13 protein-coding genes, 1 tRNA gene and 1 pseudogene are annotated in these 16701 nt (G+C 58.5%); 2 read left to right on the top strand and 13 right to left on the bottom strand.

Features of this window, described 5'->3' with window-relative positions; translation table 11 throughout:
- Positions 1-17 precede the first annotated feature (17 nt).
- The 4 genes from ybeY to DSM100238_RS07405 form a co-directional block, all read right to left on the bottom strand.
- Complete coding sequence (gene ybeY / locus DSM100238_RS07420) at positions 18-584, bottom strand: rRNA maturation RNase YbeY (protein ID WP_152356037.1); 567 nt, start codon at positions 582-584, stop codon at positions 18-20.
- Positions 581-1810: a PhoH family protein gene (locus DSM100238_RS07415; protein ID WP_240812401.1), complete on the bottom strand. Its 1230-nt coding sequence runs from the start codon at positions 1808-1810 to the stop codon at positions 581-583. The genes ybeY and DSM100238_RS07415 overlap by 4 nt, the downstream gene beginning before the upstream one ends.
- A gap of 10 nt (positions 1811-1820) precedes the next feature.
- Entirely contained in the window at positions 1821-2159 is a 339-nt protein-coding gene (locus DSM100238_RS07410) for a histidine triad nucleotide-binding protein (RefSeq protein WP_152356036.1), read from the bottom strand.
- Positions 2160-2624: 465 nt separating this feature from the next.
- Positions 2625-2712: transfer RNA gene (locus DSM100238_RS07405), tRNA-Leu, on the bottom strand.
- Positions 2713-2891: 179 nt separating this feature from the next.
- On the opposite strand from DSM100238_RS07405, the gene DSM100238_RS07400 reads away from it, so the two are divergent.
- Positions 2892-3689, top strand: a complete 798-nt coding sequence (locus tag DSM100238_RS07400; protein ID WP_152356035.1) for a 16S rRNA (uracil(1498)-N(3))-methyltransferase — start codon at positions 2892-2894, stop codon at positions 3687-3689.
- Positions 3690-3798: 109 nt separating this feature from the next.
- Positions 3799-4671 (top strand): TrmH family RNA methyltransferase, encoded by an 873-nt coding sequence (locus tag DSM100238_RS07395; protein ID WP_152356034.1) that lies wholly within the window; start codon positions 3799-3801, stop codon positions 4669-4671.
- 108 nt (positions 4672-4779) lie between these two features.
- On the opposite strand, the gene DSM100238_RS07390 is transcribed toward DSM100238_RS07395, so the two are convergent.
- The 9 genes and pseudogenes from DSM100238_RS07390 to pulA form a co-directional block, all read right to left on the bottom strand.
- Positions 4780-5394 (bottom strand): metal-sulfur cluster assembly factor, encoded by a 615-nt coding sequence (locus tag DSM100238_RS07390; RefSeq protein ID WP_152356090.1) that lies wholly within the window; start codon positions 5392-5394, stop codon positions 4780-4782.
- A gap of 16 nt (positions 5395-5410) precedes the next feature.
- Positions 5411-6007, bottom strand: coding sequence for a Fe-S cluster assembly sulfur transfer protein SufU (gene sufU, locus DSM100238_RS07385; RefSeq protein ID WP_152356033.1), 597 nt, complete (start codon positions 6005-6007; stop codon positions 5411-5413).
- A 130-nt stretch (positions 6008-6137) separates the two neighbouring features.
- The gene (locus tag DSM100238_RS07380) at positions 6138-7415 is read right to left on the bottom strand and encodes a cysteine desulfurase (protein WP_152356032.1); all 1278 of its coding nucleotides are present in this window, start codon (positions 7413-7415) and stop codon (positions 6138-6140) included.
- A 22-nt stretch (positions 7416-7437) separates the two neighbouring features.
- Complete coding sequence (gene sufC / locus DSM100238_RS07375; protein ID WP_015450498.1) at positions 7438-8217, bottom strand: Fe-S cluster assembly ATPase SufC; 780 nt, start codon at positions 8215-8217, stop codon at positions 7438-7440.
- A 1-nt stretch (position 8218) separates the two neighbouring features.
- Positions 8219-9478: a Fe-S cluster assembly protein SufD gene (gene sufD / locus DSM100238_RS07370; protein WP_152356089.1), complete on the bottom strand. Its 1260-nt coding sequence runs from the start codon at positions 9476-9478 to the stop codon at positions 8219-8221.
- A gap of 27 nt (positions 9479-9505) precedes the next feature.
- The gene (gene sufB / locus DSM100238_RS07365) at positions 9506-10960 is read right to left on the bottom strand and encodes a Fe-S cluster assembly protein SufB (RefSeq protein ID WP_051616785.1); all 1455 of its coding nucleotides are present in this window, start codon (positions 10958-10960) and stop codon (positions 9506-9508) included.
- A 249-nt stretch (positions 10961-11209) separates the two neighbouring features.
- Positions 11210-12877 carry a CTP synthase gene (locus tag DSM100238_RS07360; RefSeq protein ID WP_152356031.1) on the bottom strand — a complete coding sequence of 556 codons (1668 nt, stop codon included), beginning with the start codon at positions 12875-12877 and terminating at the stop codon, positions 11210-11212.
- A 142-nt stretch (positions 12878-13019) separates the two neighbouring features.
- Positions 13020-14549, bottom strand: a complete 1530-nt coding sequence (locus DSM100238_RS07355; RefSeq protein WP_152356030.1) for an alpha-amylase — start codon at positions 14547-14549, stop codon at positions 13020-13022.
- Between the two features lie 205 nt (positions 14550-14754).
- Positions 14755-16566: pseudogene (pulA, locus tag DSM100238_RS07350) on the bottom strand (type I pullulanase); the annotation flags it as partial.
- Positions 16567-16701: the final 135 nt, after the last annotated feature.

The following is a 16701-nucleotide window of genomic DNA, read 5'->3' as shown; positions in this document are numbered from 1 at the left end:
GCAATACAGAAATACAGTTATTGACGATGGTCATCGCCTGCTCCGCCCTTGCTTCCAGACTGGGCATGACTGGCATCGTACAACGCAAGCATGTCTCGTGCCCCTGTAGGCAACACAGCCGGCGGGATATCCACCTGCCGGACCGCCATATAAGTGAGAAGCAACTGACGCTGCAAGCCGAACATCTGACGTTCCTGCTCAGGCGTGACATGGTCGTAGCCGAGCAGATGCAGGATGCCATGGATGGTGAGCAGCATCATCTCCTGCATGGTGCTGTGGCCTGCGGCGAGAGCCTGCTGCCTGGCAACCCACGGGCAGATGACGATATCGCCAAGCACACCCTCCATTTCGGTCGATCCATCGCCAGGACGCAATTCGTCCATCGGGAAGCTCATCACGTCAGTCGGCCCCTGAAGGTTCATCCAGCGTTCATGCAGCTGCGCGATAGGATCGGGATCGACGAATAAAATGGTCAGATCCGATTGAATGCTCACACGCATCTGGCTCATCACCCACACGCCGAGCTGGGAGAAGACCTCCGGGTCGATGTTCCATACGGTTTCATTGGTTACATCAACGCTCATCCGTTGTTATGCTCCTCATGATCGGAATCGTTGTCAGCGGTCTTGGTCTTGCCGGTGCTGCCATCAGCATGGCCGGCATGGTCGGAGTTGTCGGGTTCGACTGTCCAACGCGCGTTGAGGCGTGCCCGCTCGTTCTTTCCACGCTCCCGCCGGCCATGGTCGCCGGCGATGGCGGCATGACGATCATAGGCCTGGACGATCTTCCCGACCAGCGCGTGACGCACCACATCCTGTGAAGCCAGATGAGCGAAGGCGATGCCCTTGATTCCACGCAGGATATCTTCGATCGTCGCGAGTCCAGAACGCGGCACGGTCAAATCGACTTGGGTGATATCCCCCGTGATGACCATCTTGGTGTTGAACCCCAGACGGGTGAGGAACATCTTCATCTGCTGCTCGGTGGTGTTCTGCGCTTCATCAAGAATGACAAACGCGTCGTTGAGCGTGCGGCCTCGCATGTACGCGAGCGGAGCGACCTCAATGGTGCCGTCATCCATAAGCCGGTGCAGCTGTTCACCCCCCAGCATGTCGGACAACGCGTCGTACAGCGGCCTGAGATACGGATCGACCTTCTCGCTGAGAGTGCCCGGCAGGAAACCGAGGTTCTCCCCCGCTTCCACAGCAGGACGGGTGAGAATGATCCTGCGCACCTCCCCATCCTGGAAAGCGCGGACAGCTTTCGCGACCGCCAGATACGTCTTGCCGGTACCAGCCGGGCCTATGGCGAAGGTGATGGTATTGGATTCAATCGTGTTCACGTATGCGATCTGCCCGGGGGTTTTCGGACGGACCGGCACACCGGCGGCGAACGTGATGACACCCGGTACATGAGCGCGGCGTCGATCGTGGTCGATTCTGTTCGCCGAATCGACCACGGCGTTCCGTGGAACCGCGGCCGAGGCACCGAACTTGCGGATATCGTCCAAACGCTGGGCGCGCGGGCCATTGCGTAATGCACGGCGATCCAACAGCCGGCGGACCGTATCGGCGTCCATGGGCGCGGTATACGCCTCGTCAATCAGCGTATGCATGACCTCCTCAGCTTGCGCGGCCTGAGCCTCGGTCTGCTTTGATCTGGATACGATCGCGACCCGATTGCCGCGAACGATGATCGTCAATTCAGGAAACGCCTGCTCGACTACGCGGATGACCTCATCAATCGGGCCGAACACGGCGACGGGATCAAGCTCGGGCGGAACCGTAACAACGCGGGTAGTGGTAGCCACTTGCCGAAACCTACTCCTCGAACTTCTGGCCGGTCAGGACATGGGCATGCACGTGGAAGACCGTCTGGCCAGCATCCTCGCCGGTATTGAACACCAGCCGAAACGCGCCGTGGAAGGCATCGTCGGCGATATGCTGGGCGACTTCAACGATATGAGCAAGTGTGCCCGGGTCTGCTGCGGCAAGTTCAGCGGCATTGGCGTAATGCTTGCGCGGCACGATCAGGACGTGGACCTTCGCCTTCGGCGCGATGTCCTTGAACGCGTACACCGTGTCATCCTCGTACACCTTGGTGCTCGGAATCTCCCCCGCAACGATCTTGCAGAACAGGCAATCATCGGACTGGCTCATACACACTCCTTACCGAATGGGTCGTGGGCATACCGTTCGTACGTCCACGACTCATCATATTGAGCGGTTCGGATAAGGGAACGATCACGAAACCTTGTAGAACACGTAATCGAGAAAGTCCTGATCCTGTGGCGAAAGCGTCTTGGTCACTGTGGCCAAGCTGTGGCTTGTGAGTGTCGGTGGAGGGTCGGGCTTCTGCCGACGCTGAGTGGTGTGCGAGCGTCGGCAGAAGGTTGTGGTTCTGTTTCTGCCGACGGTGAGGTGCCTCTGAGCGTCGGTAGAAGGTTGGGTATGGTGCGTGATGCCGGATTCACTTCGCTGTCGGACACACATTTGGCCTACAACCCCACCCCAACCGAATACCACGGCACCCCCGACTGACCCACCACCGGACACACATTTTGGCCTATAACCCCTGGAATCGGTGTGCATAACAAAAAGGCTCCCGATTGGGAGCCTTACTTGTGTCCGGAGCGGGACTTGAACCCGCACGCCCGTTTAAAATAGGCACTAGCACCTCAAGCTAGCGCGTCTACCATTCCGCCACCCGGACATGTGCCTTGAAGCAACAGAAAGAAACTATAGCACGACGGCAAGCTGAAGCAAATCATATCGCTCTTGGGCGTGTCGTTTTCATCGGATCAACGATCCGTCCGGGCAATCAAGCATGACGCCGGCATCATCATCGCCATGCGTCATGCCGGAACCTGACCCAGTGATAGCCTTACAGACATGACCGATCCGTTGTTTCTGCTGCATCCTGAATCCGACGACGCCCCGGTGAACACCGACTCGTTGCGCGAAGGATGGAACATCACCCTGCCCAAGTCCATCAGACGGCACGCCATTCAAGCCATGCGCCTGCATGATGGCGACACGCTGCAACTCTCCGACGGCCAAGGCCTGCGCATCCACACCACGCTGGTCGATGCCGAACAAGGACAGGCTCAAGTCAACACATTCAGCAAAGAGGAACCACCAGTCACTCGTCTTGCGCTCATCCAAGCGCTCGCCAAAACCGGTCACGACGAGCAGGCGATCGATATGGCCACACAGATCGGTGTCGATTCGGTCATCCCCTGGCAGGCAGATCGGTCAATCGCCAAGTGGAAACAAGGCAGAAGCGATCGCAAATGGTCGCAGACCCTCGACGCGGCGACGGAACAGTCACGGCGGGCATGGCGGCCACAGCTCGACGATTGCATCTCGAGCAAACAACTCATCGCCATCTGCCGGCGCGCCATGGTGTTCGGTGATATCGTCATCATCCTGCACCAGGACGCGAACGCCAACTGGGAACAGATTGAACATGCTGTCGCACATATGGAACAGCGATGCCTCGAAGACGGCAGATCACGCACGGTCAACGTGGTGGTAGGGCCGGAAGGCGGCATCAGCGACCAAGAGGCACAAGCATTCGCCGACGCCGGAGCCATGTGCACGCTGCTCGGACACAATATCCTCCGTGCATCCACCGCAGGTCCGGTCGCCTTGTCACTGCTGTCCCGCGCCATGGGACGATACGCCTGACCTCGCTGGAAACGCCCACCTGCCTACTATGATGCAAGAGAACACATGACAAGCCGCGCCAACCCGGCACAGCAACACAATCGACAATGACAAGGGAGATCCTGTTTCCATGCGGTTGATCCATCTGGAAAGCATCGACGACGAGCGTGTCGCCGCCTACACCAATCTCACCGAGCTCCAGCTGAGGAATCGGCTTGAGCCTGCGAAAGGGCTGTTCATCGCGGAATCACCCAAAGTCATCGACCGGGCGCTCGCCGCTGGCCGTGAACCGATCTCCTTGCTGGTGGAAGAGCCTTGGATCGCCGGGATGCACGATGAATTCGAATACATCGATGCGCATTGGGGAACCGACATTCCCGTCTATGTAGCCAGCCCAGAGCAGCTCAAACGGCTGACCGGATACCGTTTGCATCGTGGCGCGCTGTCCGCGATGAAGCGTTGGCCCCTGCCGGGCGTCGAAGAGGTGTGCCGTGGAGCCCGTCGTATCGCCGTGATGGAGAATATCGTCGATCATACGAATGTCGGGGCGCTGATGCGTTCGGCCGCCGCGCTTGACGTGGACGCCGTGCTGGTGACGCCATCATGCGGTGACCCGTTGTACCGCCGAGCCGCCCGGGTATCCATGGGCACGGTGTTCCAAGTGCCTTGGACGCGTATCGGCGGCGATGATACGCATTTCTGGCCTATCCAAGGCCTCGCGCAACTGCACGACCTGGGGTTCACCACGGCGGCCATGGCGTTGGATGACGACTCCATCAGTCTTGACGAGCTGGTGCGACGACTTGACAACAGCCCATCATCCGCTGATCATATCGACAAACTCGCCCTCATTTTCGGCACAGAAGGCGACGGATTGTCCCATCGCACCATCTCACACGCGGATCTGACAGTGAAAATCCCGATGAGTCACGGTGTCGACAGCCTCAATGTCGCGGCGTCCAGTGCCGTCGCATTCTATGTGACACGGGTAAAACGCCAATAACAACCGTGCTCCTTACGTACGTCAGGACGTAAGGAGCACGGTACCCAGGCGCAAGCGATGGCGCACACGCGCGGAATGCGATGCGCCCGTCTCACTACGATGGATTGTTCAGTATTGCGGCATCGCATCCAGATTGAACCCGATGGCGGCGAGCTGTTCGCGACCTTCGGGCGTGATCTTGTCGACAGTCCAACGGGGTTGCCATGTCCAATCGATGCGGAATTCCTCGACGAGACCGGCAAGAGTGCTTGCGCATTCGTCCTCAATGAGTTCCGTCAGCGGGCATGCCGGCGTGGTGAGGGTCATCGTGATGATCGCGCGCCCCAGATTGTCGATTTCGATGCCGTACACCAGACCAAGGTCGATGACATCGATACCCAGTTCTGGGTCGATCACTTGATGCAACGCCTCTTTGACGTCTTGTGCCGTCGCACGGCCGATATCGTCCACGGCGACCAGCGGGATGTCGTCATCGTTGTTTTCGTCACCGTCATGTTGGCATTCCTGCTTGCTGTGCTTGCCGCACGCGCACCGATCGTCCTGGGAGGCCTCTCCGGATTGGGCCGGGTCGGCGGACGTGTCTTCGGCAGGCTTGCTGAGTGCGCCCAGCAACTGTGGGTTGGCCATGACCTTACGTGCGGCGTTGTCATTGCCCAAAGTTTGGGATACCGTGTCAAAAATCGTGGATTCCGGTTCGGGGACCAGATTGCCCTGATCTGTCATCATGCTCCTTATCGGCTCAGTCGGCTTCGCCGGCGGATGTCTTCTCTTGCGAGGCCAAGGCCTTGGCGACGGCATCTTTCATGCCTTCCCAGCCGAGCAACGCACATTTGATACGCATAGGATACTTCGAAACACCTTGGAACACCACAGCATCGTCAAGCCGTTCGTTCTCGGCGTCATCGGCAAGCCCTTTGCCGCGCGATTCCATCAACTTATGGAAGGTTGCTCCCAGGCTCATAGCCTCATCGACGGTTTTGCCTTCGACAAGATCGGTCATGACCGACAGGCTCGCCTGGGAAATCGAACAGCCATGGCCATCCCACTCGAGCTGTTCGATGCGATGCGGCTCCTCTTTGGACACTTCGACACGGATGGTCGCCTCGTCTCCGCAGGTGGGATTGAACTGGTGGGATTGCCCAGTTTCGCAGTATTCGTGATGTTGATGAACGCTCGCTTCACCCTGATCGAGCGAAGACTCCACTGCGGTGTCGCCTTCTTTGGCTAAATCCGGTGCGAAATGCGCCTTTCCGTGTGGATCGCGCGCGGCTTCAAGAATGACTTCCTGATACATCTGTTCCAAGTCGTCGCCGCTCATGCCAAAATCGTCGCTCATACCTGTTCCCTACTCTCGCTCATATGCTTGCGGGGGCATATCATACCCCCGCAAGCGCGATATCTCCATAACTGATTCGGATACGCCCAGAGCGCGCGCACTTCGCGTATGCGCTCTGGGCGTATGACTGTCAGACCTTGAAGAACGACCGGACCTTGGAGACCGCTTCTACCAACGCCTGTGCGTCTTCGATGCTGTTGTACACACCGGTGGACGCGCGGTTGGAAGCGTACAACCCGAAATGACGGTGCACCGGTTGCGCGCAATGATGCCCTACGCGAATAGCGATACCAAGTGAGTCAATGAACTGGCCGACATCATGCGGGTGGACGCCCTGCACGTCAAACGCCACGGTACCGATACGGTCGACGTTCTCGCGTGGTCCCAGGATACGCACGCCGTCGATATCGCCGAGTTTGAGCAGTTCGGCGGCGATGGTCTTCTCATGGGCCTCGATGTTCTCCATGCCGATCTCGCGCATCCAGTCCGCGGCGACGCCGGCGGCGACGACTTGGGCGACAGGCTGGGTCCCCGCTTCGAAACGTGCGGGCGGAGCCATGTATTCAGCCGGCTTGTCCATCCATGCCAATTCAACCATGGATCCGCCGAAATTGGCCGGCGGCAACGCTTCGAGCAGCTCACGCTTGCCGTACAGGAAGCCCACGCCGGTAGGACCATACATCTTGTGGGCGCTCCACGCGGCGAAATCGACATCCATCGCATGAAAATCAACCTTCAGATGCGGCACAGACTGGCATGCGTCGAGGATGAACACCGCTCCGACCTCATGGGCGCGGCGGACGATCGGCGCGATATCGGTGATGGCACCCGTCGTGTTGCCCACATGGGTGATCGCGACGACTTTCGTGCGTTCGGTGATGACCTCGTCAGCGGTATCGGAACGGATGCGTCCGTCCTCGGCCAGATCGAACCATTTGAGGGTGGCTCCGGTACGGTACGCAAGCTCCTGGAACGGCAGAAGTACAGAATGGTGTTCCGCCTTGGAAACCACGATTTCATCGCCCGGTTTCAACGCGAAACGCTGTGCGGGCTTGCCGCCACGTCCTACACTCGCGTTGCCGAATGCGGTCGCCAGCAAGTTCAACCCGGCGGTCGCGCCGGCTGTGACGACAATCTCCTCTTCGCCTTCCTCGCTGTTGGCGCCGACCAGACGCGCAACCTTGGCGCGCGCCTCTTCGAAGGCCATCGTGCTGCGTGCCGCCAACTCATGGGCTCCGCGATGCACGCCTGCGTTGATGGTACGGTAGAACTCGCTTTCGGCATCGATCACGCACTGTGGCTTCTGCGATGTCGCAGCGGAATCAAGGTACACCAGCGGGTGACCGTGAATGCTCTGATCCAGAATCGGGAATTGCCGGCGGATGGCGGCAAAATCAACATCAGTCATTTCGAACCTTGCCTTCCGCAGCTCAGGCCAGCGCCGATTCCGTGCTGCCTTCCGGCAGGTATTCGTCGTAGCCGTTTTCCTCGAGCTCGTCCGCAAGCTCGGGACCGCCGGTCTTCACGAAATGGCCATCGGCGAAGACATGGACGATATCCGGCTTGATGTACTTGAGGATGCGCGTGTAGTGGGTGACCATGAGAATGCCCAGATCAGTGTTCTCCTTGGCGCGGTTCACGCCTTCGGACACAATGCGCAAGGCGTCGACATCCAAGCCGGAATCGGTTTCGTCAAGGATGGCGAACTTCGGCTTGAGCAGTTCGAGTTGCAGTACTTCCGCGCGCTTCTTCTCACCGCCGGAGAATCCCTCATTGACGGAACGCATCGCGAATTTCGGATCCATGCGCAGCCGCTTCATCGCCTCGTTGAGTTCCTTGGTCCATGTGCGGATTGACGGCGCTTTGCCGTCGACTTCAGTTTTCGCGGTACGCAGGAAGTTGGTCATGGACACGCCCGGCACTTCGACCGGATACTGCATGGCGAGGAACAGGCCTTCCTTTGCGCGCTCATCCGGCGTCTGCTTGAGAATGTCCACGCCGTCAAGCAGCGCTTGACCGGAATCGACCTCGTACTTCGGGTGTCCCGCGAGCGTGTAGGCGAGTGTGGATTTGCCAGAGCCGTTGGGACCCATAATCGCATGGGTCTCCCCCGAATGGACGGTCAGATTGACCCCCTTGAGGATCTGCTTGCGTCCCTCCTTGGTTTCCACAGAGGCGTAGAGGTCCTTGATTTCGAGAGTGTGCTGCATGTTACTTTTCCTCCAATACGGCTTGCATGGCCGCGTTCTCGCCTCGTGCCAGGCGACGGTCGATCACATTCATCAGGTGCTGCGCAATAACGGGTACGCCGATTTCTTCGACAAGTTCGGCGAAGAATCCTTGGACGACCAGTTTGCGTGCTTCAGTTTCGCTGATACCACGGGATTCGAGATAGAACAGTTCCTCATCATCGAATCGGCCGACCGAACTGGCGTGACCCGCACCGACGATATTGCCGTTCTCGATTTCCAGATTCGGCTCGGAATCAGCGATGGCGCCGGGCGTGAGTACGAGATTCCTGTTGAGTTCGTAGGAATCGGTGCCCGGTGCGGTCGGCTCGATCAGCGCGTTGCCCACCCATGTGGAGTGCGCTCCCTTACCGCTCAGCGCGCCCTTGTACACGACACGGGACTTGCATTCGGGGTAATTGTGCACGACCATCGTCCGATGCTCGATATGTTCACCGGGATCGGCGAAGTAGATGCCCAGCATGTTCAAGTCGCCTTGGGAGCCGCCGAAATCCTGGTCCATACGGATGCGCACGACGTCACCGCCAAGCGTCACCACGGAATGCCGCAGCGACGCGCCTGCGCCGACGCGGATGCGATGATTGCCGACATGTTTGGACCCTTTGTCCCATTCCTGCACGAAGGTCGTGGAGATATGCGAATCCGCGCCTGTCGAGATTTCCACGCCTTCGGCGATACGGGCACGGCCGTCATGTTCGACGATGACATCGCCATGCGCGCGATCCTCGGCGACGATGACCAGATGCACTGCGTCAAGGTCGTCGCCTCCACCATGGACGCGCACAAACACCGGCTTGTCGATTTCGCCGCGCAGCCGCACGACGGTCGCTGTGTTGCCGCTCGCCCATTCGACCGCTGACACGCGGTCATTCGGCATGAGCACGGTACCCGAGGGCTTCTCCCCCAGCGCGACCTGCGACACGTCGACATGATCGCCGTCGACGGGCTGGCCATCGGTATCGGTCACTTCGATGCGCGTTTTACCACTCGGTTCGAACACGTCGAAGAACTCTTCGATGCGTTCAATCGGCGTATACCGCCAATCCTCTTGTTTGCGGGTCGGCTGGCTGAATGCGTCCACGTCGAAGGACCGCGGCTCGCGATCCGCGCTTGACGGCATTGCCGCGGGGAAGGCATACGGGTCATGCGGGTCGGCCTTCGGGATGTTGATCTCCGTGTCTGTCGGTTGCGTCTGGGATTGTACGTTCTGCACGTTCTGCATGGTGTTCTGCTCTTGTTCTGCCATGGATCAGCCTACCGATCCTTCCATCTGCAATTCGACGAGCCTGTTGAGCTCAAGTGCATACTCCATAGGCAGCTCTCGGCTGATTGGCTCTACGAAGCCGCGGACGATCATGCCCATGGCTTCCTTCTCTTCGAGACCACGGCTCATCAGATAGAACAGCTGATCTTCGGAAACCTTGGAAACAGTCGCTTCATGTGCCATGGAGACGTCATCCTCGCGCACGTCGACATGCGGATACGTGTCGGAACGCGAGAAATCGTCAACCAGCAGGGCGTCGCATACGACCGATGAGCTCGAACCTTCGGCACCGTCAACGATTTTGACCAGACCGCGGTAGGCTGAGCGCCCGCCGCCTCGGGAAATCGATTTCGCCACAATCGTGGAGCTGGTGTGCGGTGCGAGATGGATCATCTTCGCGCCGGTATCCTGATATTGGCCCTTGCCGGCGAAGCCGAGGGACATGGTGGATGCCTTGGCATACGGTTCGGCGAGGATGCAGGCCGGGTATTTCATCGTGGCTTTGGATCCGATATTGCCATCGACCCATTCCATCGTGCCGCCTTCACGCACATAGGCGCGTTGCGTGACGAGGTTGTACACGTTGTTCGACCAGTTCTGCACGGTTGTGTACCGCACGCGCGCATGCTTCTCGACGACGATTTCGACGATTGCGGCGTGCAGCGAATCCGTGGAATAGATCGGGGCGGTGCACCCTTCGACGTAATGCACGTAGGAGCCTTCGTCCGCGATGATGAGCGTGCGCTCGAACTGGCCCATATTCGGTGTGTTGATGCGGAAATACGCTTGCAACGGGATGTCCACGTGGACGCCCTTGGGCACATAGACAAATGAGCCGCCGGACCATGCCGCGGTGTTCAGTGCGCCGAACTTGTTGTCTTCCGGTGACACGACCTTGCCGAAATACTTGCGGACCAGATCGGGGTATTCCCGGACCGCGGTATCGGTGTCAACGAAAATAACGCCCTGTTTCTTCAGATCATCACGGATTGAGTTGTAGATGACTTCGGATTCGTATTGAGCGGCGACGCCGGAGACAAGACGCTTCTTCTCCGCCTCAGGAATGCCCAGCTTGTCGTAAGTGTTGCGGATATCATCGGGAAGATCTTCCCAACGCTTCGCCTGCTCTTTGAGCGGCTTGACATAATACTTGAAATCATCGGCGTTGAAACCGCTCAGATCGACGCCCCATGATGGCATCGGCTTTTCAACGAAAGCGCGATACCCGCGCAGACGCATGTCCAGCATCCACTGTGGCTCATGCTTGTCCGCGGAGATTGCCCTGACGACATTCTCGTCGATGCCTTTCTTCGCTGCCTCACCGGCGGCGTCGGAATCATGCCAGCCGTAGTTGTAATCTCCGAACTGGCTGATGATTTCGTCGTCCTGTTTGATTTTTTCCTCGTTGACGCGGGAACGGTCAGCCACATACTGGCTCATCTCCACATCCGCCGCGGCGTTTGGTGTGTGTTCGCTCGCCACCGTACGCTGCCTCCATTCATTCGTAGTTCCATCGCTAACCTAACAGACCTGACCGGAAAACACTAGGGATTGTCCGAACTACGCCTCATGCGAAATCACATGATTCCTGCGATGGGCGTGTCGAAACGAATGCGCCTGCACAGTTCGCATGTGCAGGCGCATTCGGCAAGTGCCGCAGTCAGTCAAGCCGACAGCGATTCATGACTGTCAGTCCTGATCGGCCGCCTGATGATCCAGGGCCGCCTTCACCAAACCGGCGAACAGCGGATGCGGGCGCGTCGGACGGGACTTGAACTCAGGATGCGCTTGCGTGCCCACATAGAACGGGTGAACATCCTGCGGAAGCTCCACGAACTCGGTAAGCTCGCCGTCAGGGCTTTCGCCAGAAATCCGCATGCCGCCGTCACGCAGCTGCTGCTTGTAATTGACGTTCACCTCGTAACGGTGACGATGACGCTCGGTCACATGGGTGCTGCCATACAGCTGGGCGACCAAGGAATCCTCCTCGAGATTCGCCGGATAAGAGCCCAAACGCATGGTGTGGCCCATATCGCCGTGGCCGGCGACGATATCCTTCTGCTCTTCCATCGTGGCGATGACCGGATTCTTGCAATCCGGCTCGAACTCGGTGGAATTCGCATCCTCAAGGCCGAGCACGTCACGGGCGTACTCGATGACCATGGACTGCAGACCGAGGCACAGGCCGAGCGCCGGCAAGCCCGTCTCACGAGCGAACTTCAATGCGCCGATCTTGCCTTCGATGCCGCGGATGCCGAAACCGCCAGGAATGACGATGCCATCGACATTGTTGAGCGCAGCCTTCGCGCCTTCCCAGGTTTCGCACAAATCAGCCGCGACCCATTTGACGTTCACCTTGGCGTAATTGGCGAATCCGCCTGCCTTGATGGCTTCGGTGACGGACAGGTAAGCGTCCGGCAGATCGATGTACTTGCCGACGATGGCGACATTCACCTCATGCTTGGGGTGGTGGACGCGCTCGAGCAGATCCTCCCACTCAGCCCAATCGACATCGTGGAACGGCAGACCGAGTTCACGCACGACGTAAGCGTCCAGTCCTTCGTCGAACAGGATCTTCGGGACATCGTAGATGCTCGGGGCATCCACACAATTGACCACGCCTTCAGAATCGACGTCGCACATCAGTGAAATCTTGTCCTTGATGGACTGGTTCAGCGGACGATCGGAACGCAGGACCAGCGCATCGGGCGTGATGCCCAGCTGGCGCAGCATCATCACGGAATGCTGGGTCGGCTTGGTTTTCAGCTCGTGCGCGGCGGAAATATACGGAACCAGCGAAACGTGCACGAACATGCAGTTCTCCGGGCCGAGTTCACGGCGTACCTGACGAGCGGCCTCAAGGAACGGCTGCGATTCGATATCGCCGACGGTGCCGCCGATTTCCGTGATAATCACATCGACATCGTCCGCCGCCTGGGCGCGCATACGGCTCTTGATTTCATTGGTGATATGCGGGATCACCTGCACGCACTGGCCGAGATACTCGCCGGCACGCTCCTTGCGCAGCACGGACTGGTAAATCTGACCGGTGGTGACATTTGCCTTCTGGCTGAGGAAGACATCAAGGAAGCGCTCATAATGGCCGATGTCGAGATCGGTTTCGGCGCCATCCTCGGTGACGTAGACCTCACCGTGCTGGAAGGGGTTCATTGTGCCCGGGTCGACATTGATATAGGGATCGAGTTTCTGCTGAAGAACGCGGATTCCGCGGCTGCGCAGCAGGCGGCCCAAGGACGAAGCTGTCAGTCCTTTGCCGAGGGAGGACACCACGCCTCCGGTGACAAAAATATGCTTGGTGACGTGTTCCGATGCATTGCCATGTTGTCTTCTTACCATGGAACTCCAATCTATCATCTCGTCATGACCCGGCGTGTTTCGTTGTGCACGACAGGACAGGTGGCCGGTTGTTGCGTAACGGGATCGGCTCCTCCCCGATTGCCGCCGTTGATCACAGAGCAATATGGGTTGCGCACACACATCAGTTCCCGTACCAATCCGGGTCGGATGCGTCGCGGGCGGAACCGCCGTGCCAGGTGGACGGCGTGGCGGCTACATGGATCGCTATGGCCGATCCCGCCGGCACAGTCGCATTGAGCTTGCCATCGATGCCGATACGCACCGTCGATGAACAGTCGCCGCTGGCATAGACGTTGCAATACTCACCTGCCGGCATCGAGGTGGCGTACGACACGGCGGCATCGTTTTCCCCATTGTTGATGACGATGTATGCCCGGTTGCCGCGGCCGAAACCGATGACGTTATCGCCGTCGTCATGCCAATCCACCATGCGTGAGGACCCGGCGACGTTATGCCAGCCGATCATGCCCCGGATCGCCGTCCACCGTTGCGTGCAGGTCCAATCCGATCCCGTGCCGCAGGTCGTATCGGGAACGGAGGTCGAGGTGGCGCCTGGAGCGCCGTCATCACTGTTCTCGTATTCATAGCCGGAGAAGATATTCGGCGTGCTGTACGGGTACGCGAGCATGAACGCATTAGCCAGCAGATACGAATTTTCGTCACGGTATGTCAACGTCATGCCGTTGCGTTCCGTATCCCAATTGGTGACGAATATCGCCGCCTGGTCGCTTGGCACGAGATTGCTGGTGATGTCCTTGATCGACTTGGTTCCCCCGACAAGCGAATTGGAGAAGAAAGTCTTGAGCTGGTACGCGTACTGGAATTCCGACACCTGCCCGGAACGCGTGTAGTTCTTCGGCTGGATCGACGCCGCCTCGTTCACATTGCCGATGACCTCTTGCATCCACCAGATATCGTTCAGGGAGCGTCCGGTTTTCTGTGCTACGAGCTTCTTGATGGCGAGGACATCCGTGTTGGAGATGTGTTTGACGGCATCGACGCGGAAACCTGCAACCCCATAGTTGATGAGTTTGGCGAAATACGAGGCGAGTGTGTCTCGTACATGGGCTGAGGACGTGTCGAGGTCTTGCAATCCGGTGACACGGCAATCCTGGACATTCTCTTGATCCGTGTAATTGATGACATCCGAGTCGCAGGAATGGAAATCCTTGGCAGTGTATCCGATAGCAGGGAAATCGCCCTTCGCATCGTATGCGCTGCCACCTGTGCCAGTGCCGCTGCCCTGCCCGACACCGGTGGTGTGGTTGATGACGGCATCGGCGATGATGCCCACTCCTGCCGCCTTGCATGTGGCGATCATGGATTTGAATTCCTGTTCAGTGCCTTCCTTGGAGTCCAACTTGTAACTGACGGGCTGATATGACGTCCACCATTGCGTTCCCTTGATGGATTCCTGCGGCGGGGAGACTTGGACATACGCGACGCCTTCCGGGCCGAATGTCTTGGTGCATTCCTTGGCGATTGACGTCCAGTTTTCCTGGAACGCGGTAACGATGACGTCACTGCGGTAGCTTGCCGGGTCAAAATCGGCGGTGATGCCGGTCGGTGTGCGGAATGTCGCTACAGTCAGCGCGGCGCTGACGACGATGCACAGCACTGCGATCAGGATGGTTCTGATGCGTTGTTTCATGATTCCTCCGTTGGATGGGCTGACAGCATTGTATGACGGGCGGCTCGGTCCTGCAAACGTTCGCAGTCGGCGGTGGACGATAACACCTTGCGGGAGCGCAAAAGCGTCGATGAAAACGACAACGGGTGACGAACGTTGTCTTACGTTCGTCACCCGTTGGCGGGACGCGTCTGATACGAGGTCAGACTATGCGCCGTAGACCGGGCTAGTCACGGTATGCGCCGTGCTTGGCTCTGCGCTCCCCTGCCAGCGACATTGCACCAGCCAAGGCCAGTGCGAGGCACACGAGGATCGCTCCGGCAACGGAAGCGCCAGTCTTGGCGAGATCCGCCGGCTGGTTCGCGGCTTGCGCCGCGGACTTGCCGTCCTGGGGCTTCGCAGCGGTGTTGCCGTTGTCGTCTTTCTGCGACGGCACGAAGGCGAGCACGGTGGCTGACAGCGCCGGAGCAGTGTAGCCGGCATCGGTGATCGCGGCGGTCTTGGCCTTGGATGCATCGGCCGTAACCGTGCCGTCCGAGACCAACAGTTTGTAGTCGCCAGCAGTCAAGCCGGAAACCGTGGAATCGGCATCATTGGCGTTGAGGATGACCACGTACGTGCCGTCATCATCCTTGACCTGATATGCGACTACCCCATCCTTGGCTTGCAAGACCTTGGTGTTGTTCGCAATCTGGTCGTAGTCGGACATGCGGAACGCCGCGACCTTCTTGCGCAGGGCGATCAGACCCTTGACGTACTCGGCATTGGCGCCATAGTTGGCATCGTTGAGCCGATCCCAATCGATGGCGTTGACCGAATCACCGGACTTGTAGCTGTTGCCGTCACCGTTCTTGGTGCGCTGGAACTCCTGGCCGAGCTGAATCTCGGAGATGCCCTGCGACAGGAACACCGTGGCGTCGGCGAGTTCGGCGCGCTTGGTGCGCGTCGCTTCATCGTCGCCAGGAACCGACTTGACGAGCTTGTCGTACAAGGTCATGTTGTCGTGAATCTCCGCATACTGGACCACCTGGGAGGCGGTCTGGTAATGATCCTGCGCATTGCCGTTCCAGCAGGTGGTGGCGCCCTCGTTCGTATCATACGGGCAGCCGAGCATGTTGTGCAGAATCAAGTTCTCCTGATCCTTCTTGCCGGAGACGAAACCGGTGTCGGTGTCGGAGAACACGGAGCCCTTGAGCCCATCACGGATGGAATCGTTGAAGAACGAGACAGTCGAGCCAGTCTTCGTGCCGTTGGAGCCGGTGTTGTCCAGCTCATAGGCATTCGGCTGGATGGACATCTTGGACTTGTCCATCGTGGTGTTCATATCCCAGCCTTCGCCGACGATGATGATACCCGGATCGATCTTGTCGAGGGCGGCACGCACTTCCTTCATGGTTTCGAGATCCTCGAGACCCATGAGATCGAAGCGGAAGCCGTCGACATTGTAGTTCTTCGCCCAATACGTGACCGAGTCGACGATGTATTTGCGCATCATCGCACGCTCGGAGGCAGTATCGTTGCCGCAACCGGAGTTGTTGACCATGGAACCGTCCGCATTGTACCGGAAGTAATATCCCGGAACCGTGAGATTGAACGGGTTCGTGGAAGCGTCGGCGACATGGTTGTACACCACGTCCATGATGACGCGCAGACCGTTCTTATGCAGTCCGTTGACCATCTCCTTGGCTTCGACGATACGCGTGGACGGATCGCTCGCGTTCGAGGAATACGAGCCTTCCGGCACGTTGTAGTTCTCCGGGTCATACCCCCAGTTGTAGTTGGAATCATCCAATGCCTTGGTCTCGTCCACGCTCGCGTAGTCGAACATCGGCTGGATCTGCACGTGGGTGATGCCCAACTGCTTGAGGTAGTCAAGACCAGTCGCCTTGCCTTGCGAGTTGGTGGTGCCTTCCTCCACAACGCCCAGGTACTTGCCGCGATTGGCTTCGGACACGCCGGAATTGGCGTTCTTCGTCAGATCGCGGATATGGGTCTCTGCGATCACCGCGTTGGACGACGAACCGAAGGACGGCATGCGGTTAAAGTCCTTATGGGTTTTCTATTTGCTAGGTGGTTGTAGGTCTATGTTGGTTGCTTGTTGTTAGCATCCACTTTTAGCATCCTTTAGTGGGGTGTTTTTGTAGTGGTAGGTATGTTAACAAAAAAAATAAAT

The sequence above is a fragment of the Bifidobacterium apri genome (assembly GCF_009299485.1).
Classification (GTDB): Bacteria; Actinomycetota; Actinomycetes; order Actinomycetales; family Bifidobacteriaceae; genus Bifidobacterium; species Bifidobacterium apri.
Note: the sequence above shows the minus strand (reverse complement) of the source record. Positions and strands in the feature narration are given on the sequence as shown.